The organism is Delftia sp. K82, from assembly GCF_002193035.1.
In the GTDB taxonomy this organism is placed as follows: domain Bacteria; phylum Pseudomonadota; class Gammaproteobacteria; order Burkholderiales; family Burkholderiaceae_C; genus Comamonas; species Comamonas acidovorans.
Map to the genome: position 1 here is coordinate 1,879,356 of NZ_MYFL01000001.1, position 20,161 is coordinate 1,899,516.

The 20,161-nt window shown below is 66.5% G+C and carries 23 protein-coding genes; 8 read left to right on the forward strand and 15 right to left on the reverse strand.

What is annotated here, in order from left to right:
* Positions 1–19: 19 nt before the first annotated feature.
* The 4 genes from KDK82_RS08180 to KDK82_RS08195 all read right to left on the reverse strand — a co-directional run bounded on the left by KDK82_RS08180 (position 20) and on the right by KDK82_RS08195 (position 3,646).
* Positions 20–1,360, reverse strand: a complete 1,341-nt coding sequence (locus KDK82_RS08180) for an FAD-binding oxidoreductase (protein WP_088164518.1) — start codon at positions 1,358–1,360, stop codon at positions 20–22.
* Positions 1,357–2,112 (reverse strand): amino acid ABC transporter ATP-binding protein, encoded by a 756-nt coding sequence (locus KDK82_RS08185; RefSeq protein ID WP_088164519.1) that lies wholly within the window; start codon positions 2,110–2,112, stop codon positions 1,357–1,359. The genes KDK82_RS08180 and KDK82_RS08185 overlap by 4 nt, the downstream gene beginning before the upstream one ends.
* Positions 2,109–2,774 (reverse strand): ectoine/hydroxyectoine ABC transporter permease subunit EhuD, encoded by a 666-nt coding sequence (ehuD, locus tag KDK82_RS08190; protein ID WP_016451664.1) that lies wholly within the window; start codon positions 2,772–2,774, stop codon positions 2,109–2,111. The genes KDK82_RS08185 and ehuD overlap by 4 nt, the downstream gene beginning before the upstream one ends.
* Before the next feature lie 98 nt (positions 2,775–2,872).
* Entirely contained in the window at positions 2,873–3,646 is a 774-nt protein-coding gene (locus tag KDK82_RS08195) for an ABC transporter substrate-binding protein (RefSeq protein ID WP_071956086.1), read from the reverse strand.
* A gap of 236 nt (positions 3,647–3,882) precedes the next feature.
* On the opposite strand from KDK82_RS08195, the gene KDK82_RS08200 reads away from it, so the two are divergent.
* Positions 3,883–4,662 (forward strand): IclR family transcriptional regulator, encoded by a 780-nt coding sequence (locus KDK82_RS08200; protein WP_034365152.1) that lies wholly within the window; start codon positions 3,883–3,885, stop codon positions 4,660–4,662.
* A gap of 100 nt (positions 4,663–4,762) precedes the next feature.
* Here KDK82_RS08200 and KDK82_RS08205 read toward each other — a convergent pair whose 3' ends face one another.
* The 4 genes from KDK82_RS08205 to KDK82_RS08220 form a co-directional block, all read right to left on the reverse strand.
* Positions 4,763–5,536: a sulfurtransferase gene (locus KDK82_RS08205; protein ID WP_088164520.1), complete on the reverse strand. Its 774-nt coding sequence runs from the start codon at positions 5,534–5,536 to the stop codon at positions 4,763–4,765.
* Positions 5,537–5,601: 65 nt separating this feature from the next.
* The gene (locus KDK82_RS08210; protein WP_013802173.1) at positions 5,602–6,471 is read right to left on the reverse strand and encodes a MinD/ParA family protein; all 870 of its coding nucleotides are present in this window, start codon (positions 6,469–6,471) and stop codon (positions 5,602–5,604) included.
* The gene (locus KDK82_RS08215; protein ID WP_013802174.1) at positions 6,458–7,321 is read right to left on the reverse strand and encodes a GGDEF domain-containing protein; all 864 of its coding nucleotides are present in this window, start codon (positions 7,319–7,321) and stop codon (positions 6,458–6,460) included. The genes KDK82_RS08210 and KDK82_RS08215 overlap by 14 nt, the downstream gene beginning before the upstream one ends.
* Entirely contained in the window at positions 7,272–9,017 is a 1,746-nt protein-coding gene (locus tag KDK82_RS08220; RefSeq protein ID WP_088164521.1) for a SulP family inorganic anion transporter, read from the reverse strand. Before KDK82_RS08220 ends, KDK82_RS08215 begins: the two co-directional genes overlap by 50 nt.
* Before the next feature lie 150 nt (positions 9,018–9,167).
* On the opposite strand from KDK82_RS08220, the gene KDK82_RS08225 reads away from it, so the two are divergent.
* The 5 genes from KDK82_RS08225 to KDK82_RS08245 all read left to right on the forward strand — a co-directional run bounded on the left by KDK82_RS08225 (position 9,168) and on the right by KDK82_RS08245 (position 13,989).
* Positions 9,168–9,638: a BON domain-containing protein gene (locus KDK82_RS08225; RefSeq protein ID WP_034394327.1), complete on the forward strand. Its 471-nt coding sequence runs from the start codon at positions 9,168–9,170 to the stop codon at positions 9,636–9,638.
* Positions 9,639–9,738: 100 nt separating this feature from the next.
* A complete protein-coding gene (locus tag KDK82_RS08230; protein WP_013802177.1) occupies positions 9,739–10,968 on the forward strand; it encodes a PLP-dependent transferase in 1,230 nt (409 codons plus the stop codon).
* A 98-nt stretch (positions 10,969–11,066) separates the two neighbouring features.
* Positions 11,067–12,818, forward strand: coding sequence for an alkaline phosphatase (locus tag KDK82_RS08235; RefSeq protein WP_088164522.1), 1,752 nt, complete (start codon positions 11,067–11,069; stop codon positions 12,816–12,818).
* Positions 12,819–12,929: 111 nt separating this feature from the next.
* Complete coding sequence (locus KDK82_RS08240; protein WP_088164523.1) at positions 12,930–13,739, forward strand: DUF2189 domain-containing protein; 810 nt, start codon at positions 12,930–12,932, stop codon at positions 13,737–13,739.
* Positions 13,740–13,803: 64 nt separating this feature from the next.
* On the forward strand, positions 13,804–13,989 hold the full coding sequence (locus tag KDK82_RS08245) for a hypothetical protein (protein WP_088164524.1): 186 nt from the start codon (positions 13,804–13,806) through the stop codon (positions 13,987–13,989).
* A 19-nt stretch (positions 13,990–14,008) separates the two neighbouring features.
* On the opposite strand, the gene KDK82_RS08250 is transcribed toward KDK82_RS08245, so the two are convergent.
* Positions 14,009–14,674: an arylesterase gene (locus KDK82_RS08250; protein WP_034398647.1), complete on the reverse strand. Its 666-nt coding sequence runs from the start codon at positions 14,672–14,674 to the stop codon at positions 14,009–14,011.
* A 16-nt stretch (positions 14,675–14,690) separates the two neighbouring features.
* Between KDK82_RS08250 and KDK82_RS08255 the strand changes: the two genes are divergently transcribed.
* Entirely contained in the window at positions 14,691–15,401 is a 711-nt protein-coding gene (locus KDK82_RS08255; protein WP_013802182.1) for an ABC transporter ATP-binding protein, read from the forward strand.
* 24 nt (positions 15,402–15,425) lie between these two features.
* On the opposite strand, the gene sstT is transcribed toward KDK82_RS08255, so the two are convergent.
* A complete protein-coding gene (sstT, locus tag KDK82_RS08260; RefSeq protein ID WP_088164525.1) occupies positions 15,426–16,649 on the reverse strand; it encodes a serine/threonine transporter SstT in 1,224 nt (407 codons plus the stop codon).
* A gap of 217 nt (positions 16,650–16,866) precedes the next feature.
* On the opposite strand from sstT, the gene rlmB reads away from it, so the two are divergent.
* Positions 16,867–17,658, forward strand: a complete 792-nt coding sequence (gene rlmB / locus KDK82_RS08265; RefSeq protein ID WP_012205857.1) for a 23S rRNA (guanosine(2251)-2'-O)-methyltransferase RlmB — start codon at positions 16,867–16,869, stop codon at positions 17,656–17,658.
* Here the strand turns inward: rlmB and KDK82_RS08270 are convergent.
* From KDK82_RS08270 to KDK82_RS08290, 5 genes are all read right to left on the reverse strand, one after another.
* A complete protein-coding gene (locus tag KDK82_RS08270) occupies positions 17,655–18,056 on the reverse strand; it encodes a DUF1428 domain-containing protein (protein ID WP_088164526.1) in 402 nt (133 codons plus the stop codon). The two genes, rlmB and KDK82_RS08270, sit on opposite strands and share 4 nt — an antisense overlap.
* A 25-nt stretch (positions 18,057–18,081) precedes the next feature.
* Positions 18,082–18,558 (reverse strand): SRPBCC family protein, encoded by a 477-nt coding sequence (locus KDK82_RS08275; protein WP_088164527.1) that lies wholly within the window; start codon positions 18,556–18,558, stop codon positions 18,082–18,084.
* Between the two features lie 8 nt (positions 18,559–18,566).
* Positions 18,567–18,950: a VOC family protein gene (locus KDK82_RS08280; protein WP_013802186.1), complete on the reverse strand. Its 384-nt coding sequence runs from the start codon at positions 18,948–18,950 to the stop codon at positions 18,567–18,569.
* Positions 18,951–18,999: 49 nt separating this feature from the next.
* Positions 19,000–19,422 (reverse strand): VOC family protein, encoded by a 423-nt coding sequence (locus KDK82_RS08285; RefSeq protein ID WP_034394280.1) that lies wholly within the window; start codon positions 19,420–19,422, stop codon positions 19,000–19,002.
* A gap of 68 nt (positions 19,423–19,490) precedes the next feature.
* The gene (locus KDK82_RS08290; RefSeq protein ID WP_088164528.1) at positions 19,491–19,994 is read right to left on the reverse strand and encodes a VOC family protein; all 504 of its coding nucleotides are present in this window, start codon (positions 19,992–19,994) and stop codon (positions 19,491–19,493) included.
* Positions 19,995–20,161 lie beyond the last annotated feature (167 nt).

The following is a 20,161-nucleotide window of genomic DNA, read 5'->3' on the forward strand; positions in this document are numbered from 1 at the left end:
CGGCCGTCCCCACTGAACCTCACGCCCCCAGCCGGTCCAGCAGGCTGTACCAGGCCACTCCCGCCGCTATGTACAACCGTTGCAGCCCATGCAGCGGTATCGGCTGAACCGGCGTTACCGGAAAAGGGCAGGCCAGCGCATTTCCACCGGCCATCAGCGCTGCCGCCTCCCGCCCCAGCAGGGTGGCCATGGCAATGCCGCGGCCGTTGTAGCCCAGGGCCATGGTGATGCCGGGGGCAGGCTGGTGCAGATGGGGCATGAAGTCGCGTGTGACGGCGATGCGCCCGGCCCAGCGGTACTCGTATTGGAGGGGGCCCAGGCCGGGAAACATCAGCGCCACGGCGCGTTCCAGGTGGGCATAGTCGCCTGCGCCCTGCGGGTCCGCAAAATGTCCGCGCCCGCCCATGAGCAGACGGCCTTGTGCGTCCTTGCGAAAGTACAGCAGCAGGCGCTGCGAGGTCGAGCCTGTCTCGCCCCCGGGCAGGATGTGCGCGCCCGCCTTGCCCAGGGGCTGCGTGGCCACGATGAAGCTGTTGGCTGCCAGCACCGTGCGCGCCAGACCAGGCCACAGGCCATCGGTATAGCCGTTGGTGCCCAGCAGCACCTGCCTGGCCTGTATGCGGTGACCCTGGGCCGTGGTGGCGACCCAGTGGTCCGTGCCCTGGCGCTCCAGTGCCAGCACGGGCGATTCGCTGTGAACCTGCACGCCCAGGGCCTGTGCGGCGCGCACCAGTCCGCGCACGTAGGCCAGGGGCTGTATGGCGCCGGCGCGTCCATCCAGCCAGCCGCCGGCAAAGGCGGGCGTGCCTGTGCGTGCTGCCGTGGCAGCGCGGTCCAGCAGTTCCACGCGCACGCCGCGCCGTTCCCACTGCCGGGCGCGTGCGTGCATGCCGTCCACCGCCTGCTGGGTGTATCCGACCTGCAGCCAGCCGGCACGCACGGGCGCGCAGTCGATGCCGTGCCGTTCGATCAACCCGTACACAAGGTCGGCCGAGCGGGAGACGGCGTCTATCAGCCGCTCGCCACGAGCGGCGCCGTGGATGCGCTGCAGTTCGTCGGGGTCGTACTTGAGGGTGGGGTTCACCTGGCCGCCGTTGCGGCCCGACGCACCCCAGCCGGGAGCATGGGCGTCAAGCACGTACACGCTGGCGCCGCTTTCGGCTAAATGCAGTGCTGCCGACAGGCCGGTATATCCCGCGCCGATCACCAGCACGTCGGTGGTGGTCAGCGGTGCCGCCAGCGGTGGCGTGGGCGGTGCGGCGGGCGCAGTGGCTGCCCACAGCGATGGCGCTGACGGGTGCGACAGCACGGGGCGTACCGACGAAGACGATGCGAAGGAGGCGGAGGCTGCCGTCGTCATGCCGCACCTTCTGACGGCGCACAGTGCTGCTGCAGCACGCGCCGCAGGAAGTCCTGCGTGCGTGCATGGCGCGGTGCGCCCAGCACCTGGGCCGAAGGGCCTTCCTCCACGATGGTGCCGCCATGCAGAAAGCACACGCGGTCGGCCACCTCGCGAGCAAAGGCCATCTCGTGCGTGACCACGATCATCGTCATGCCTTCTTCGGCCAGCTGGCGCATCACGCCCAGCACGTCGCCCACCAGTTCGGGGTCCAGGGCCGAAGTGGGTTCGTCGAACAGCATGGCCTCGGGCTTCATGGCCAGGGCGCGGGCAATGGCCACCCGCTGCTGCTGTCCGCCCGACAGCTGTGCGGGCCAGGCCTGTGCCTTGTCTGCCAGGCCTACCTTGCGCAGCAGCTCCAATGCCTCGGCATGGGCCTGGCCGGGAGCCTGGCCCTTCACATGGATGGGGCCTTCCATCACGTTCTGCACCACGGTGCGGTGCGGGAAGAGGTTGAAGCGCTGGAACACCATGCCCATGCGGCTGCGCAGCGCGTGGATGGAGGGCGCGCAGGTGTCCACGCACTCCCCGAATGCGCGCACCTCGCCGCCCTGGTACGACTCCAGGCCGTTGATGCAGCGCAGCACGGTGGACTTGCCTGATCCCGAAGGGCCGATCAGGCACACCACTTCTCCACGTGCCACGCGCAGGTTGACGCCCCGCAGCACGCGATGCTCGCCGTAGGCCTTTTCCAGGTGGTCGATCTCGATCATGGCGACTTCCTCCCCGCTCCAAAGCGCTTCTCCAGACGCCTGAGCCCCCATACCAGCGGCAGGCTCATGGCCAGGTAGAGCAGGGCGACCAGGGTGTAGACCGTCATGTTCTGGAAGGTGGACGCTGCGATCAACTGGCCCTGGCGCGTCATCTCGGCCACGGTGATGGTGGAGACCAGGGACGAGTCCTTGAGCATCATCACCAGGGTGTTGCCGTAGGGCGGCAGCGCAATGCGGAATGCCTGCGGCAGCACCACGCGGCGCATGAGCAGGGCCGGTCGCATGCCCATGGCCAATGCGGCTTCCCGCTGGCCTGGGTCCACCGCCTCGATGCCGGCGCGGAAGTTCTCTGCCTGATAGGCCGAATAGGCAATGCCCAGGCCGATCACCCCGGCCTGGAAGGCGGTGAGCTGGATGCCGACCTCGGGCAGCACGAAGTAGATGTAGAACAGCTGCACGATGATGGGCAGGCCCCGTATCACATTGACCACGGTCGATGCGGCCCACGAGACGGCGCGCACGGGTGAGAGCTTGCCCAGCGCCAGCACCAGTCCGATCGCGCTGGACAACAGGAACGACAGCGCGGTGACCTGCACCGTGACCACCGCTCCTTGCAGCAGGATGGGCAGAAACTCTCGCGCGTGCTGCACAAATGCTTGCATGGCGTACTTTTCTCGAAGGTGTCATTGCCGTGCATTGCGCGGCAGAGGGGGGAGGCGAGGCGCGAGGCGCGAGGCGGCCCGGCGGGCGTCCGATGTCCTCAGATGCCCCACTTCTTGACGATCTGGGCCAGGGTGCCGTCTGCCTTGATGGTGGCGATGGCCTTGTTCAGGCGGGCCAGGGTTTCGGTGTCCCCCTTGCGCACCACCAGGCACACATCCCCCACGTTGGAGGGCTTGTAGCTTTCGGCCAGCTTCACGCCCTGGAAGCTGTGCTGGCGTATCTGGTAGGCAATGATGGGCTGGTCACCCAGCCCTGCCTTGATGCGGCCAAGCGCCAGATCGCGCGTCATATCGGCTACCGAGTCATAGCTGCGCACTTCCCTGAAGATGCCCTTTTTCTGCAGCAGGTCGTAGAACACCGTGCCCACCTGGGCACCGACGACCTCGCCCTTGAGATCGTCCAGTGATACATAGGCCTTGGCATCGTCAGCCTTGACGATCAGGCCCTCGCCGTAGGAGTAGACCGCATCGCTGAAATCCACCACCTGCTGGCGTGCGGCGGTCTTGAGCATGGCGGCCGAGATGATGTCGATCTTGCTGGATGTGAGCGAGGGGATCAGCGCCGCAAAGCTGGTCTGCTGCACATGGGCCTGGAAGCCTCCCGCCTTGGCCACGGCCTGCATGGTGTCGACCATCATGCCCTGGATGCTGTTGCTTTTGACGTCCAGAAAGGTGAACGGAATGCCTGTGGGCGTGGCACCCACGTTGTAGCTGGCCGGGGCGCTGCCGCCTTGCGCTGCAGCCAGCGCGACGGCGCCGGCGGCACACATGCCCAGGGCGAGTTGGAGGACGCGGTGGACAAAACCTGGCATTGCCTGACTCCTTGGCATGAACGACGGAAGGAAACAGCAGGGACAGGTCACCTTGGGGGCCGCCCCTCGCCTGCAGCGGAGAATTCTCGGAACCGCGCCAATGATCAATGTGGATGAATCTTTAAGAAATAAGAGAAAACCACTAAGCAATTCAAATAAATCGATATGCGATTCTTTGGAAGTGGATGCCTATACTTGCCGCCATGCAAGCAACGCCTCAACCCGCTTCGTCACCGATGGATGACGACACCAACCCACTGTTCAACCAGTCGCTGGAGAAGGGCCTGGCCGTGCTCTGCGCCTTTAGCGCGCAGCATCGGAGCATGACGCTGGCCGATGTGGCTGCCGCTGCGGGCATCAACAAAAGCTCGGCGCAACGCATGGTGTTCACGCTGGAGCAACTGGGCTATGTCCGCAAGCATCCGCAAACCCGGCGCTACCAGCTCGCGCCGCGCGTCATGCGCGTGGGCTACAACTACCTGGCGGCCAATCCGGTGATCGACCTGGCCAATCCGTATCTTTCGGAGCTGACCAAGATCACGACCGAGACCACCTGTCTGACCGAGCCCGACGGGCTGGAGATGGTCTACGTGGCACGCTTCATCAGCGCCCAGTTTGTGCCGGTGCACATGCCCATTGGCAGCCGCATCCCCATGTACTGCACTGCCTCGGGGCGTGCCTGGCTGAGCGCACTGCCCGATGAAGAAGCCCTGGCCCTGCTGCGCCAGAGCGAGCGGACCGCGCACACACGTTTCACCATCACGGATGAGGCCGCCATCCTCGATGAACTGGCCCAGGCGCGTCGGCGCGGCTATGCCGTCAACCGGGAGGAACTCTTTCTGGGCGACATGACGCTGGGCGCGCCCGTCATCGGCAGCCATGGCCGCCCCGTGGCTGCCGTGCACATCGTCGCGCCGACCAGCCGATGGACGGTGGAGGAAGCGCAAGCCCGCCTGGGCCCAGGGCTGCTGGCCTGCGCCCGTTCGCTCAGCAACTCGGTGCGTGCCCTGGGTTGAACAGCGGCCGATGCTGCAGCCGGTACGGCCGCATTGGTGTCGCACGCCGCAAGCGTGGCGTGCATGCCCAGGGGCTTCAAGTCAGGGCTGGGGGCGCAGTCTATGGAGACGGAGTCTCCTGGGCCTGCGGATGCTCCAGCTGGGGTGTGGCCGACAGGTCCGCGTCCACGGCCCGGCGCTCGTCAAAGACAAAGCAGCCGCCGTCATAGAAGGCGCCGTCGGTTTCCTCGAAGTACTTGAGGATGCCGCCTTCCAGCTGGTAGACATGCTCCAGGCCCTCGTCCCGCATCAGGATGGCGGCCTTCTCGCAGCGTATGCCGCCCGTGCAGTAGCTGACCACGGTCTTGTCGGCCAGATCGGCCTTGTGGGCGCGCAGCGCGGGCGGGAACTCGGTGAACTTGGTGATGCGCCAGTCGATGGTGTCCTTGAAGGCGCCGGCATCGACCTCGAAGTCGTTGCGCGTGTCCAGCGTCACCACCTCGCGGCCCTCGTCATCGTGGCCCTGTTCCAGCCAGCGGCGCAGCGTGGCGGGGCTGACCGATGGCGCGCGGCCCTCTGCCGGGCGGATGGTGGGGTGGTCCATGCGGATGATCTCGCGCTTGACCTTGACCAGCATCTTGCGAAACGGCACGGTGTCGGACCAGCTTTCCTTGGGGGCAAGGTCGGCAAAGCGCTCATCGGCGCGCAACTGGTCAACGAAGCTGTGCACCGCCTGGGCGGGGCCGGCCAGGAAGAAGTTGATGCCTTCCTCGGCCAGGAGGATGGTGCCCTTGAGCGCCAGGGCCTGGGCGCGTTCGGCCAGGGTGTCGCGCAGCGCCGCTGCATCGGGCAGCGGCGTGAACTTGTAGCAGGAAATATTGAGGATGTCGGACACGGGCAGGCAGGCGGGTGCGGCACAGGCCGCGGGTTGGATCGGGGCGCCGGCGAGAGGCGGCCCGATCAGCCGCCCGACACCAGCAGGGCCTTGATTTTATTGGCCAGCTGGGCCACTGCCAGCGAAGCCGGTGCACCGGGCATGGACTGCAGCAGCAACTGGCGGCGCATCACCGCCTCGCGCACGGCCGGGTCGGATGGAATATCGCCCAGGTGCGTGAGCCGCAATGGCTCGCCGGAGGCCGTGTTGACAAAGCGGTTGAGCACCTGCTGCAGCTGACCCGTGATGGCGCGGCCATCTCCGGGGCGTGCCGCCTGGTTGATCGCCAGGCGGATCTGCTGGCGCTTTTGCTGGATGGCCAGCACCTTGATGGCCGCATAGGCATCGGTCAGCGAGGTGGGCTCGGGCGTGGCGATGACCAGCACCTCGGTGGCCATGGACACGGAGAACAGCACCACGTCCGAGATGCCTGCGCCGGTGTCCAGCAGCACGATGTCGTAGCGCGGGGCCAGTGTCTCGATGGTGTGCGTGAACTGCTGGCGGATCTCGGGCGTGAGCCGCGAGTACTCGATCATCCCGGAGCCGGCCAGCAGCACCGAGTAGCCGCCGGGCGCGGGCAGGATGGCTTCCTCCAGCGAGGAACGGCCGGTGAATACATCGTGCAGCGTGACCTTGGGGTAGAGGTTGAGCACCACATCCAGGTTGGCCAGACCCAGGTCGGCGTCAAGCACCAGGACCTTGAGGCCATGGCGTGTCAGCGCCGCGGCCAGATTGGCCGAAACGAAGGTCTTGCCCACGCCGCCCTTGCCGCTGGTCACGGCGATGATGTGTCCGCGCGGCTTGGCGCGCACGGCATCGCTCATCGGAACGGCAGCGGGCAGGGAGGGGTGGGGAATGGCGTTGTCGCTTACCACCTGGCTATCAGCGGAGTCCATCTTCGGGGTCCACATCGGTTGCAATATCTGGATTCAGCCCATTGTCAAACGGGGACGGGGCATACAAAGGTCCGAAAAGCAGGCTTTTTTCCTCCGCGCTTACCGTACTGTCAGGTTGTTCTTCAATGTGCACGCGGTTGCGGCCGGCAGATTTGGCCAGGTACAACTGTTTGTCGGCACGCTCGGTCCACAAGGTTGTGGTGCTGCGTATCCACTGCAGCGCATAGGCGCCGCCGATGCTGATGGTGATCTGCAGTGTCAGCGTGGGTGAGATGACCACCGGCATGCGCTCGATGGCGCTGCGTATGCGTTCGGCCACGGAGACACCGAAGGTCGCAGGGCAGGCGGGCAGCACGATGGCGAATTCCTCTCCTCCGTAGCGGGCCAGCGTGTCCATGGGGCGCACGCAATTGGTCAGGGTACGGGCCACCGATTGCAGAACCCGGTCGCCCACGATATGGCCGTGCTGGTCGTTGATCTGCTTGAAATGGTCGATGTCCAGCATCAGCATCAGGGCCGCTTCGCCAGACCGCGCCACGCGGTCGATCTCGCGCTCGGCAATGGTGCGGAAATGGCGGCGGTTGGCCAGCCCCGTGAGCGGGTCGCGCAGCGACAGCGAGCACAGTTCATCGATCAGCGCCTGCAGATATCGCGTCGGCGAATCCGTGGGCAGATGGACCGCCCCACCAGCGTGGGTAACCAGCGCGTGGGCTGTGGCCAGGCGCAGGTCGCGCAGGTATACGGATTGGTGGGATGCGGGGGCAGTCACGGAGGGCTGAATGAAAAGCCAGTGAAGTGTATCAGTGTGTAGGCTCGATTGTCGCCGCGCCGGCATCGACTTTTGCACCATCGGTGGTAACAGATGTTGATCCTGGTGCAGGCACGAACGGCGGCAGGGCAAGGGCGGCGAGGAATTCCGCATCGGTGCGGTACAGCCGCAGGTGCGGTCCGCGGTGCAGGGCGCCCGCCCGCAGCAGCACCTGTTCGGCCGGCAGCTTCAGGCCCACCACATGCAGCACGCCGCTGCGCTTTGCCGCCAGCAGTTGCAGGCGCACGAAGGTCTCCACGCCCGTCACGTCGATGCGGTTGATGGGCTGGGCCAGCAGGCACAGATGGTGTGTCTCCGGGCGCAGCGCCCATTCGTCACCGATACGACGCTCCAGGGCCGAGGCCGAGCCGAAGTCCAGCTCGGCATCCATGCGCAGGGCCAGCAGGCCCGGCGCCAGCGGCGGCAGTTGCCAGAGGTTGCGGTCGCGCAGGCTGCCGTCGGGATGCTGGCCCACTTCGATGATGCGCGGATGCAGGCGCTGGTAGAGGAAGTAGCCCAGGCTCAGCACAATGCCCGCGAACACGCCCCAGTACATGCGCGGCGCCGTGACGATGGTCAGCAGCAGCGTGGCCAGCGCAATGCTGCCCTCCACGCGCGACACCTTGAACAACTGCAGCAGCACGCGCGGCTTGACCAGGTTGACCACGGCCGTGATCACGATGGCCGCCAGCGCCGCCTTGGGCACGTGGTACAGCGCCGGGATGAACCACAGCACCACGATGACCACCAGCAGGATGGAGAACACGTTGGACCAGCCCGTCTTGGCGCCGGCCAGCAGGTTCACGGCCGAGCGCGAGAACGAGGCGCTGGTGGCAAAGCTGCCGAACAGGCCCGCACTGATCTTGGACAGCCCCTGGGCGACCAGATCCTGGTTCTCGTTCCAGCGCGTGCCGGCCTGCTGGTGCTCCACCTGGGCGCTGGAGGCCGTCTCCAGAAAGCTCACCAGCGAGATCACCAGCACCGGCATCACCAGGGCGCCGAACTCGTCCCAGCTCAGCAATCCCGGCAACTGGAAGCTGGGCAGGCCTGCCGGCAGGTGGCCGACCACGGCGCCACCGTCATCGGCAAAGTCCGTGGCCCAGCTGATCACGCCGGTCAGCGCAATGATGAAGATGGCCGAGGGAAAGGCCGCGCGCCAGCGCTTGGCCAGCACCAGCAGCGCAATGCTGGCAATGCCGTAGAGGATGGACTGCCAGTCGAAAAGCTGCAGCGAAGGCGTGTTCCAGACCGCGCTCCAGGTCGAACGCAGTCCCAGCAGGGTGGGCAACTGCGAGGCCAGGATCAGCAGCGCTGCCGCCTGTGTGAAACCCGTGAGCACGGGCGAGGTCACCAGGTTGAGCAGCCAGCCGGCGCGCATCAGGCCCAGCGACCACTGCACCAGGCCCGAAAGAATCGCCATCCAGGCGGCCAGGGCCACCCAGTGCGCGGAGCCGGGTTCGGCCAGGCCCGTGAGGGAGGCGCCGATCAGCAGTGCACTCAAGGCCGTGGGCCCCACACCCAGGCGCGGCGAGCCGCTGAACATCACGGCCACCAGGGCAGGGACGATGGAGGCGTAAATGCCGGTGATCAGCGGCATGCCGGCAAGCGCTGCATAGGCCACGCCCTGGGGCAGAAGCATCAGACCAACGGTGAGACCTGCCCAGAACTCCCCGCGCAGCACGGCTGCCGAAGGTTTGGGCCATGCCAGGAAGGGAAACCAGCGCGCCAGGGAATGCATGGCCGCTATTGTCATGCTAACTGGATGGTGCCGGGATGTTCGGGCTTGTCCTACAGGCGCTTGCGTCGGCGTCGTATGGGTTTGTCCCTGGGCCATAAATAAAGTCGAGGCCTGTGTTGACCGCCTCACAACTATTCAAGGAGTAACCGCATGACTTTCATCACCCAACGCTGCTGCCACATCCTCGCCGTGTCCGCCCTGGCCTTCGGCCTCGCCGCATGCGGCAAGACCGAAGACACTGCCGGCCAGAAGCTCGACTCCGCCGTCCAGCAGTCCCAGCAGGCCGCGCAAAGCGCAGGCCAGAAGATCGACAACGCCATGAGCAGCGCCGGCACCAAGATCGAGGAAGGCGCGATGAAGGCCGAAACGGCCACCACCAACGCCATGAGCCAGGCAGGCGCCGCGCTCGACGATGCAGGCATCACCGCCCAGATCAAGGCCGACCTGATCAAGGAACCCGATATCTCCGCCCTCAAGATCGACGTGGATACCAAGGCCGGCGCCGTCACGCTGACCGGCTCGGTGCCCAGCGATGCGCTCAAGATGCGCGCCGGCGACATTGCCAAGGCCGTCAAGGGCGTGAACAACGTCAGCAACATGCTGGAGATCAAGGCCAGCTGATCGCAGCCACCGGCTTTGCTCCCCCAATGAAAACCAGGCGCTTTGTCCGCCTGGTTTTTTTATGCCTGAACGCCGTTGCCCAGCGCATAAGATGCGCTGCATGAGCACACCCGACCTGCAGATCAGCACCCATCTCATCCACCATCCCTACCAGCCGCCCGAAGGCTTTGTCGCGCCGCAGCCGCCGGTGCACAAGGCCTCGACGGTGATCTTCGAGAACGTGGCGGCCATGCGCCGCCGCCAGTGGCTGGACAAGAGCAGCTACACCTACGGCCTGCACGGCACGCCCACCACCTTCTTGCTGGAAGAGCGCCTGAGCGCGCTGGAAGGCGGCCTGCAATGCCTGCTGGTGCCCAGCGGCCTGGCGGCCATCGCCACCACCTCCCTGGCCCTGCTGCGCACCGGCGACGAGATGCTGCTGCCCGACAACGCCTACGGTCCCAACAAGACCCTGAGCGAGGGCGAGCTGGCCCATTTTGGCGTGCGCCACCAGTGCTACGACGCCATGGATGTTGCCGACCTCGAAGCCAAAATCACGCCCAAGACGCGTTTGGTCTGGCTGGAGGCGCCGGGCTCGGTGACCATGGAGTTCCCTGACCTCATCGCCATGGTGCGCCTGTGCCGCGCACGCGGCATCACCACCGTGCTGGACAACACCTGGGGTGCGGGCCTGGCCTTCAATCCCTTCGACCTGCTGGGTGACGGCTCGCACAGCCTGGGCGTGGACGCCACTGTCCATGCGCTGACCAAGTACCCCAGCGGCGGCGGCGATGTGCTCATGGGCAGCATCATCACGCGCGACCAGGCGCTGCACATGCGCATCAAGCTGGCCCATATGCGCCTGGGCCTGGGCGTGGGCGGCAACGACACCGAGGCCGTGCTGCGCTCGCTGCCCAGCATTGCGCTGCGCTACCACGCACAGGACCGCGCCGCGCGCGAACTGGCGCGCTGGCTGCAGCAGCAGCCGGCCGTGGTCCAGGTGCTGCATCCCGCGCTCGAAGGAGCTCCGGGCCACGAGAACTGGAAGGCCCTGTGCGGAGCCGCCGGCGGCGGCGAGGGCGTGGCGGCCGGCCTGTTCAGTGTGGTCATCGACCCGCGCCACGGCCAGCAGGCCGTGGACCGCTTCTGCGACAGCCTGCGCCTGTTCAAGATCGGCTACAGCTGGGGCGGCCCCATCAGCCTGGTCGTGCCCTATGAGCTGCCGTCCATGCGCAGCTGCCCCACGCCCCAGCTGCGCAGCGGCACCGTGGTGCGCTTTGCCATCGGCCTGGAGGCCGTGCAGGACCTGCGTGCCGACCTGGAGCAGGCCCTGGCCGCCGCGTTCGCATAGTTGAGCGCCAGGCGCTGGTGACATGCGCCTGTCACCGGCAGCACCGATGCTCGTTGGCTTCATACCATCCCACGGGGGCCTCCAGGCCCTGGTCCAGCATGAAGCACAAAGAGAGCATCACCAATATCCTGCAGCACGCGAAAACCGCGTCCAATGGGTCCGGCATCGTGGCCAGCCGCCGCCATTTCGTGCGCGGCATGGGCGCATCGGCCCTGGCGCTGCCACTGGCCGGCTGCGGCGGCTCCGATGGCGACAGCAGCATTCCCGTCGAGTTCCGCCACGGCGTGGCCAGCGGCGACCCGTTGAGCGACCGCGTCATCCTCTGGACCCGCGTGACGCCACCCCAGGGCCATTCCAGCGACATCGAGGTGGAGTGGGAGCTGGCCTCGGACGCCAACTTCAAGACCATCGTGGTGTCGGGCAAGGCCATGGCGCGCGCCACCCAGGACTTCACCTTCAAGGCCGACGCCACGGGCCTCAAGCCGGCCACGCGCTACCACTACCGCTTTCGCTGCCAGGGCATGACCAGCGCCACGGGCCGCACGCGCACCCTGCCCGTGGGCGCCGTGCAGCAGGTCAAGCTGGCCGTGTTCTCCTGCGCCAACTACCCGGCGGGCTACTTCAACGTCTACGCGCATGCCGCGCGCCAGGGCGACCTGGATGCTACCGTGCACCTGGGCGACTACATCTATGAATACGCACGCGGAGGCTATGCCAATGGCAAGGCCGAAGCCATGCAGCGCCAGAGCCTGCCGGCCAACGAAATCGTCAGCCTGGCCGACTACCGCCAGCGCCATGCCCAGTACAAGAGCGATGCCGACCTGCAGGCCCTGCATGCGGCGGCGCCCATGATTGCGGTCTGGGACGATCACGAAGTCTCCAACGACACCTGGATGCACGGCGCCGAAAACCACCAGCCGGCCACTGAGGGCGATTTCGAACTGCGCAAGGTGGCCGCGCTCAAGGCCTATCACGAGTGGATGCCCACGCGCAACGCGCAGCCCGAGATCATCTACCGCAGCTTCGCCTTCGGCGACCTGCTGGCGCTGCACATGCTGGACACGCGCGTCATCGGCCGCGACAAACAACTGGACTACGCCGACTACTTCACCGCCCAGGGCCTGGACGCGGCACGCTTCACCTCCGACATGGCCAATCCTGCGCGCCAGCTCATGGGCGCCACCCAGACCCAGTGGCTGGGCCAGCAGCTGGCGGCCTCGCAGGCCACCTGGCAGGTGCTGGGCCAGCAGGTCCTGATGGGGCGCATGGAGCTGCCGGCGCCCTTGCTGATGGACATACTCAGCCCCGGCAGCGGTGTCTCGCTGCCGGCCTACGCGGCGCTGCTGGCCAAGGCGCAGGCGAACCCGGCCAGCCTGACGGCGGCGGAAAAGGCCATCCTGGCCCAGCCCAGCATTCCCTACAACCTCGATGCCTGGGACGGCTATGCCGTGGCGCGCGAGACCGTGCTGGCCACGGCGCGCAGCCTGGGCAAGAACCTGGTCGTGCTGGCGGGCGACACCCACAATGCCTGGGCCAGCGAATTGCGTGACCGCAGCGGGCAGGCCGTGGGCGTGGAGTTCGCGACCTCGTCCGTCAGCTCGCCGGGTTTCGAGGAATACCTGTCGGGCCAGGACCCTGCCCAGTTGCGTGGTGCGCTGCTGCAATTCATCTCCACGCTCAAGTACTGCGATACCTCGCGCCGTGGCTACATGATCGTCACGGCCACGCCGCAGGCCTGCCAGGCCGAGTGGATCTACGTGGACACCGTGTTCAGCCGCCAATACCAGGCTGTGCGCGATGCGGCCTGGAAGGTGCTGCCCGGCCAACCGGGCAAGCTGGTCCAGGCCTGAGTGCTGACTTGGGCACAGATCAGGGGTCTGGGCGGGCCTCGGTAGTTTCCGCCATGGCAGCAGTGCCATGGCTGCGATAACTTTGGACTCGCTGATCCAGGAGGTCCAGGCATGCAGGCATCCCCCGCTCCCGAGAAAGCTTCCGACAACCCGGCCGGCATGCTGCAGGTGCAACTGCTGCGCATGGCCGATCCCTGGCGCTGGCTGGCCCTGGGCTGGCGCGATCTGCGGCGTGCGCCCGGCGTGGCGCTGTTCTACGGCCTGTGCTTCTGGGCCATGGCCCTGCTGATCGGCTGGGTGTTCCGCGCCAGCCCGGAATACAGCATGGCCATGGCCAGCGGCTGCCTGCTTATCGGCCCCTTCCTGGCCATGGGCCTGTACGACACCAGCCGCAGGCTGGAGCGGGGCTTGCCGCCCCAACTGAGCAGCTCGCTGACCTGCTGGGACACGCAGATGGGCAGCATGGGCATGCTGGTCATGGTGCTGCTGGTTCTGGAGATGCTCTGGGCGCGCGCCTCCATGGTGGTCTTTGCCGTGTTCTTCGATACCGGCATGCCCACCACGGCCGGCATGCTGCAGGCCGTGGCGCGGCCCGAGAACTGGGAATTCCTGGCCATTTACCTGCTGGTCGGCGGCGCATTCGCGGCCCTGGTGTTCGCCAGCATGGTGGTGGCGCTGCCGGCCATGCTGGACCGGGGCAGCGACGCACTCACGGCCTGCATCACCAGCATGCGCGTGGTCGGCCTGAACCTGGCCGTCATGCTGCAGTGGGCCGCGATCATCACCGTGCTGGTGGCGGTTTCCCTGTGGTGGTATGGCGCGGGCCTGCTGCTGGTGGGGCCTTTGCTGGGTTGTGCCAGTTGGCATGCATACCGTTGCAGCGTGGGCGATTCCGCCGTGCCTGCGTCCACCATATCCTGAGGTTTTCCTGGCAGGCCCCGTCTTGCGGCTACAGTGGGGCTTGCAACAACAGAGGAGTCCACCTGTGGCGACACCCAATTACGCCTATGAAAAACGCCAGCGCGAACTGGCCAAGAAGCAGAAGAAGCTAGAGAAGGAGAAGGCCAAGGCCGAAAAAAGACCCGACGACCATGAGGGCGACGGCTCAGAAGGTAGTGCGCAGGCATCTCCTGCAGCAGCCCGTCCCGGCGAGGAAGGCCGCAGCAACTGACACCCTGCCTGCCCTGAGCTCAGGGCAGCAGCTTGCTGAGCTGGGGCCAGACGTTGTCCAGCATGCGCGGCTGGGCCTTGGCCGTGGGGTGGATGCGGTCGGCCTGGAACCACTGGGCTGAATCGGCCGCATCTCCGATGCCTGCCAGCAGGAAGGGCACCAGCGGCACCTTCTGCTCCTGCGCCACCTTGGCAAACAGCTGCTCGAACTGGCGTGTATAGCCGCTGCCATAGTTGGGCGGCACCTGCATGCCCACCAGCAGCACCTTGGCTCCGGCATCCCGGGCCGCGCGCACCATGGCGTCCAGATTGCCCTGCGTGCTTTGCAGCGGCAGACCCCGCAGCGCATCGTTGCCACCCAATTCGATCACCACCACCGATGGCTTGTGCTGCTTGAGCAAGGCAGGCAGGCGAGAGCGGCCGCCCGAGGTGGTCTCGCCGCTCACGCTGGCGTTGACCAGCGGCACATTCTTTGGACTCTCCTGCAGGCGCTTTTGCAGCAGTGCCACCCAGCCCGTGCCACGGGCCAGTCCGTATTCGGCACTCAGCGAGTCGCCCAGCACCAGCAGCGGGCCCGTCTCGGCTGCCCACGTGGACGTGGCCGTCCAAGTACCCAGCAGGCCGAAGGCCAAGCCGGCCGATATAAAGTGGCGGCGTCGGCGCATTGCGCGCAGCTTGTCTTGCATCGTCTTCCCATCCTCCATGTCACAAAGCACTGCCCAGCCCCTGATCGAAGTCGAGCATGTCTTCAAGTCGGTCAGCGATTCGACCGGAACACTGGATATTCTGCGGGATATCGATCTGCGTTTTGCCGCAAGGGAAACCGTGGCCATCGTCGGTGCCTCGGGCTCGGGCAAAAGCACGCTGCTGTCCATTCTTGCCGGCCTGGATACGCCCACGCGCGGCACGGTGCGGCTGCAGGGCCAGGACATGTTCGCGCTGGATGAGGATGCACGCGCCGCCGTGCGCGCGCAAAAGCTGGGCTTTGTCTTCCAGAGCTTCCAGCTGCTGGGCAATCTGACGGCGCTGGAGAACGTGATGCTGCCGCTGGAGCTGGCCGGCAGCCGCGAGGCCCGCCGCCGCGCCACCGAGATGCTGGAGCGCGTCGGCCTGGGCCAGCGCCTGGGCCACTATCCCAAGCTGCTGTCGGGCGGCGAGCAGCAGCGCGTGGCGCTGGCCCGCGCCTTCGTGGTCGAGCCCGCCGTGCTGCTGGCCGACGAGCCCACGGGCAGCCTGGACTTTGCGACCGGCGAAACCATCATGGAGCTGATGTTCGCGCTCAACCGCGAACGCGGCACGACGCTGGTCATGGTCACCCATGACCGAGCCATCGCCGCGCGCTGCGAGCGGCGCGTGACCATCGAGGCCGGCCGCGTTGCCAGCATCGAAGAGGGGCAGGCGCTGGCGGCCTGATCGGACGCCAGCAAGAGGTGGCGCTCAGGCCGCCACGGCCTCACGGCGCCCGACTGCCTCGCAGGCAGCTGCCGTGAAGATCACGTCGGTCGAGGAGTTCAGCGCGGTTTCGGCCGAGTCCTGGATCACGCCGATCACAAAGCCCACGCCAACCACCTGCATGGCCAGATCGTTGGAGATGCCGAACAGGCTGCAGGCCAGCGGAATCAGCAGCAGCGAGCCGCCGGCCACGCCCGAGGCGCCGCAGGCGCAGACCGCGGACACCACGCACAGCAAGATGGCGGTCAGCAGATCGACCTCGATGCCCAGCGTATGGGCCGCAGCCAGCGAGAGCACGCTGATGGTGACGGCGGCGCCGGCCATGTTGATGGTCGCGCCCAGCGGGATGGAGACGCTGTAGGTGTCCTCATCCAGGCCCAGGCGCTTGGCCAGCGCCAGGTTCACCGGGATGTTGGCGGCCGAGCTGCGCGTGAAAAAGGCCGTCACCGCGCTCTCGCGCAGGCAGGTCAGTACCAACGGATAGGGATTGCGGCGCGTCTGCGTCCAGACGATGAACGGATTGACCACCAGGGCCACGAAGAGCATGCAGCCCAGCAGCACGGCCAGCAGGTGCGCGTAGTCCAGCAGCTTTTCCAGGCCCGACTGTGCAAAGGTGCCGGCCACCAGGCCGAAGATGCCCAGCGGCGCCAGCCGGATCACGCCCTGGATCACGCGGGTGATGGCCTGGCCCAGGTCCTGCATCACGGCGCGCGTGGACTCCGAGGCATGGCGCAGGGCCAGGCCCATGGCCAGTGCCCAGGCGAGGATGCCGATGTAGTTGGCATTCATCAGCGCACGCACGGGGTTGTCGAAGGCGCTTTGGACCAGGGCCATCAGCACTTCGCCAATGCGCCCGGGTGCGCCCTGGGCCGGGGCGGCATCCTTGAACTGGATGGTGGAAGGGAAGGCCATGCTGGCGCCGACGGCGACCACGGCCGCCGCAAAGGTGCCCAGCACATACAGCCACAGGATGGGGCGGATCTGCGTGGCCTGGCCAGGCCGGTGGTTGCTGGTGGCCGAGACCACCAGCAGCAGCACCAGCACGGGCGCCACGGCCTTGAGGGCGGAAATGAACAGCGTGCCCAGCAGGGACACGGACTGGGCGGCCTCGGGCCAGAGCCAGGCCAGCAGGCCGCCAGCGACCAGGCTGATGGCGATCTGGCCGACCAGGCTGGTGCGGGCAAGCCGGGCGAAGAGGGCTTTGAGCATGATGGTTGGCAAAGAAAAGGAAAAAACTCAAGCGATGGAAAAATGCAAAGCGGCATGCCCGTGGCTACGGTGCATGCCGCAATGTGCAGGCCTGCTGGAAGGCGGCCAAGCCGCGCAGTGTAGCGGCTACGTAAAAACCACAGGAGCCGTTGCGCGCAGACGGGCTTCGCAAGACGGGGCCCGGGGCACCGCTCAATTGGCGGGATAATTGCGCCCCATGTCGTCCCCCAAAGTTCTCTTCGGCTTCCACGCCGTCGGCGTGCGCATGAAGACCGCGCCCCAATCCATCATCGAGGTCTACTACGAGGCCACGCGCCGCGATGCGCGCATGCGCCAGTTCCTCGACCGCGCCAAGTCGGCCGGCGTCCGGCTGATCGAGGCCGACGGCGAACGCCTTGCCAAGCTGGCTGGCAGCCATGGCCACCAGGGCGTGGCCGCTCGCGTGGAGGCGGTGGCCCAGGTGCATTCGCTGGACGAATTGCTGGAGCAGCTGGAGGCAGACGGCATCAGCAAGCCGCTGCTGCTGGTGCTGGACGGCGTGACCGATCCGCACAACCTGGGGGCCTGCCTGCGCGTGGCCGATGGCGCCGGCGCCCATGCGGTGATTGCGCCCAAGGACCATGCGGTGGGCGTGAACGCCACCGTGGCCAAGGTGGCCAGCGGCGCGGCCGAGACCGTGCCCTATTTCATGGTCACCAACCTGGCGCGCACGCTCAATGAGCTCAAGGAGCGCGACATCTGGATCATCGGCACCAGCGACGATGCGCCCAAGACCCTGTACGAGGTGGACCTCACGGGCCCCACGGCCCTGGTGCTGGGCGCCGAAGGCGACGGCATGCGCCAGCTCACGCGCAAGACCTGCGACGAGCTGATCGGCATCCCCATGATGGGCGCCGTCTCCAGCCTCAACGTGTCCGTGGCCAGCGGCGTGTGCCTGTACGAAGCGCTGCGCCAGCGCGGCCAGGGCACCACGCCTGCCGTGTCTGCCGCCCCGGCTGACCAGATCTAGGCCGGCGCGCCGCTGGCGCCCGCACTTGCACCCTCGGCCGTGCCCAGTTCCACCACGCTCTCGAAGCCGCCCCAGAACATGCGCTTGGCGTCGAAGGGCATGGTGGCCGGGTCCATGGAGGCAATGCGCGGGTCCTTCATGACGGCGGCATTGATGCGATCGCGCTCCGCGCGCGACGCATAGATGATCCATGAGAAGAACACGACCTCGCCTTCCTTGAGCTGCACGGCCTGGGGAAACGAGGTCAGCTTGCCCATGGGCACGTCGTCGCCCGCGCATTCCCAGTACTGCAGCGCGCCGTATTCCATCCATACCTTGCCTGCGGCCTGCGCCACCTCGCGGTAGGCCTGCAGGTTGGCCCGGGGAACGGGCAGCACGAATCCGTCGATGTAGTGCATGGCTCTCTCCTGGTGAAATCCGGCTTCAGAGCCGGGCTGCGAGCTCGGCCAGCTGGTCAGTGCACTGGCCCCAGCCGGTGTGAAAACCCATGGCTTCGTGCTGGGCGCGGTCGGCAGCACTCCAATGGCGCACCCGGGCGGTATAGCGGGTCTGGGCGCCCTCGGGATCGAAGCTGACGATGCCCGTCATGAAGGGCTTGTCGGCAGGCACCCAGCCTTGGGTGAATGCGTCGGTGAAGACCAGGCGGCGGTTGGGAATGACTTCCAGGTAGACACCGCTGCCGGGCATCTCCTGCCCCTCGGGGCTGCGCATGACGATGAGGCTGTGGCCGCCGGGCCGCACATCGTTGTCCACCCGGGCCACGCTCCAGGGGCTGGGCGCAAACCATTGCTGGATCAGCGCGGGTTCGGTCCAGCAGCGGTAGAGCCTGTCGGCGGGAATGTCCAGCAGGCGCGTGAGCACCAGGTCGTTGGCGTGTTCGGGAAGGTCTTGTGCTGTCATGGCGCTCCTCATTGCATGGAATGCAGGCCGATTCGGTTGCCCTCGGTGTCCACCACGACGGCGCAGTGCCCGTGGGGGCCTATGGAGAATTTGGCCTGCTCGATGCGCCCGCCTGCGGCCTCGACGCGGCCCTGTTCGATGGCGCAGTCCTCGCAGCCGAAATAGACCAGGGTGCCGCCGCCGCCGGAAGGTGCGCCGTCCATCCGCACCAGCATTCCGCCCGCGCCGGGGCCTGTCATGTCCATCGGAAAGGACAGCATCTCCTGGCTGTCGGAGCCATCTGGCGCCGGCAGATGCTCCAGCTTGCCCTGGAAGACGGTTTCATAGAACCGGCGCGCACGCGCCATGTCCTGCACATGGATCTCGAACCAGACGACGGGATTGGCGTTCATGAAGACTCCTTCTTGGGTGACAGAGGCAATGTGTGTCGGCCGGCCTTGTTCAGGCCTCGCCCTTGACGTTGACCATCCATGGTGTGTTGAAGCGGTCCGTCACCATGCCAAAGCCCGGCGACCAGAACGTGGCCTGGAAGGGCATGGTCACCTTGCCGCCTTCGGCCAGCGCGTTGAAGATGCGGCCGCCTTCGGTGGCGTCGTCCACGCCGATCGAGATCCACATGCCCTGGGCCTGCTGGTAGCCGCCGCCACCGCAGTTGTCGGTGGCGTCCGAGGCCATCAGCGCCTGGTCCTTGATTTGCAGGTGGGCATGCATGATGAGCCCCTTGGCGGAATCGGGCATCTGCTCCATGCCCGGTGTCTCGCCAAAGGTGCTCTGGTGCACGATGGTGCCGCCGAACAGCCTGGCGTAGAAGGCAAAGGCCTCGGCGCAGTTGCCGTTGAAGTTCAGATAGGGAATGAATTGCATGGAATGCTCTTGAAGTGGATGGTGGCGAGGGGAGGGGGAGAGGAGTGGGAGGATGGGCGCAGGAGGCCTCAGCGGCCGTCATGCGCGCGCTCAAGAGCGGCGATGTCCAGCTTTTGCATGCCCAGCAGGGCCTGCATCACGCGCTGGGCGGCGGCCATGTCGGGGCCCCCCATCCAGCCCGCCATCTGGGCCGGAACGATTTGCCACGACAGGCCATGGCGGTCCTTGAGCCAGCCGCATTGACGCGCCGCCGGGTCGCCGCCCTCGGACAGGGCGCCCCAGTAGTGGTCTATCTCATCCTGGGTATTGCAACTGACCATCAGCGAGACGGCCTCGTTGAAGCGGAACATCGGGCCGCCGTTGAGCGCCAGAAAGGGCTGGCCGTCCAGCTCGAATTGCACTGTCATCACGCTGCCCGCCGGCCTGCCGTGGATGTCGTGGCCGGCTTCGCCATAGCGGGCAATGGCCGTGATGCGGGAATCGGGAAAGACTTCCGTATAGAAGCGCGCCGCCTGCTCGCCCTGGTTGTCAAACCAGAGGCAGGGCTGGATGCGGCCGGTGTGCAAAGCCATGCTTGTCTCCTTGGTGACGGTGAAAACCGTTTTTGCCGTTCGATGCCGGCTTTTTATCTATTTCTGCCCAGCGTGTGTACGCCGTTCACATATGCTAGGGACTAAAATGGACGCTGTCCACATCAGGCGCTGTCAGCTTCGGTGTCAAGCTGTAAATCGGCGGGGCA

Coding starts and splice junctions, on each gene's coding strand:
- KDK82_RS08180 (WP_088164518.1), bottom strand. CDS start 1,360: ATGACGACGGCAGCCTCCGCCTCCTTCGCATCGTCTTCGTCGGTACGC.
- KDK82_RS08185 (WP_088164519.1), bottom strand. CDS start 2,112: ATGATCGAGATCGACCACCTGGAAAAGGCCTACGGCGAGCATCGCGTG.
- ehuD (WP_016451664.1), bottom strand. CDS start 2,774: ATGCAAGCATTTGTGCAGCACGCGCGAGAGTTTCTGCCCATCCTGCTG.
- KDK82_RS08195 (WP_071956086.1), bottom strand. CDS start 3,646: ATGCCAGGTTTTGTCCACCGCGTCCTCCAACTCGCCCTGGGCATGTGT.
- KDK82_RS08200 (WP_034365152.1), top strand. CDS start 3,883: ATGGATGACGACACCAACCCACTGTTCAACCAGTCGCTGGAGAAGGGC.
- KDK82_RS08210 (WP_013802173.1), bottom strand. CDS start 6,471: ATGGACTCCGCTGATAGCCAGGTGGTAAGCGACAACGCCATTCCCCAC.
- KDK82_RS08215 (WP_013802174.1), bottom strand. CDS start 7,321: ATGGTGCAAAAGTCGATGCCGGCGCGGCGACAATCGAGCCTACACACT.
- KDK82_RS08220 (WP_088164521.1), bottom strand. CDS start 9,017: ATGCATTCCCTGGCGCGCTGGTTTCCCTTCCTGGCATGGCCCAAACCT.
- KDK82_RS08225 (WP_034394327.1), top strand. CDS start 9,168: ATGACTTTCATCACCCAACGCTGCTGCCACATCCTCGCCGTGTCCGCC.
- KDK82_RS08230 (WP_013802177.1), top strand. CDS start 9,739: ATGAGCACACCCGACCTGCAGATCAGCACCCATCTCATCCACCATCCC.
- KDK82_RS08235 (WP_088164522.1), top strand. CDS start 11,067: ATGAAGCACAAAGAGAGCATCACCAATATCCTGCAGCACGCGAAAACC.
- KDK82_RS08240 (WP_088164523.1), top strand. CDS start 12,930: ATGCAGGCATCCCCCGCTCCCGAGAAAGCTTCCGACAACCCGGCCGGC.
- KDK82_RS08250 (WP_034398647.1), bottom strand. CDS start 14,674: ATGCAAGACAAGCTGCGCGCAATGCGCCGACGCCGCCACTTTATATCG.
- KDK82_RS08255 (WP_013802182.1), top strand. CDS start 14,691: ATGTCACAAAGCACTGCCCAGCCCCTGATCGAAGTCGAGCATGTCTTC.
- sstT (WP_088164525.1), bottom strand. CDS start 16,649: ATGCTCAAAGCCCTCTTCGCCCGGCTTGCCCGCACCAGCCTGGTCGGC.
- rlmB (WP_012205857.1), top strand. CDS start 16,867: ATGTCGTCCCCCAAAGTTCTCTTCGGCTTCCACGCCGTCGGCGTGCGC.
- KDK82_RS08270 (WP_088164526.1), bottom strand. CDS start 18,056: ATGCACTACATCGACGGATTCGTGCTGCCCGTTCCCCGGGCCAACCTG.
- KDK82_RS08275 (WP_088164527.1), bottom strand. CDS start 18,558: ATGACAGCACAAGACCTTCCCGAACACGCCAACGACCTGGTGCTCACG.
- KDK82_RS08280 (WP_013802186.1), bottom strand. CDS start 18,950: ATGAACGCCAATCCCGTCGTCTGGTTCGAGATCCATGTGCAGGACATG.
- KDK82_RS08285 (WP_034394280.1), bottom strand. CDS start 19,422: ATGCAATTCATTCCCTATCTGAACTTCAACGGCAACTGCGCCGAGGCC.
- KDK82_RS08290 (WP_088164528.1), bottom strand. CDS start 19,994: ATGGCTTTGCACACCGGCCGCATCCAGCCCTGCCTCTGGTTTGACAAC.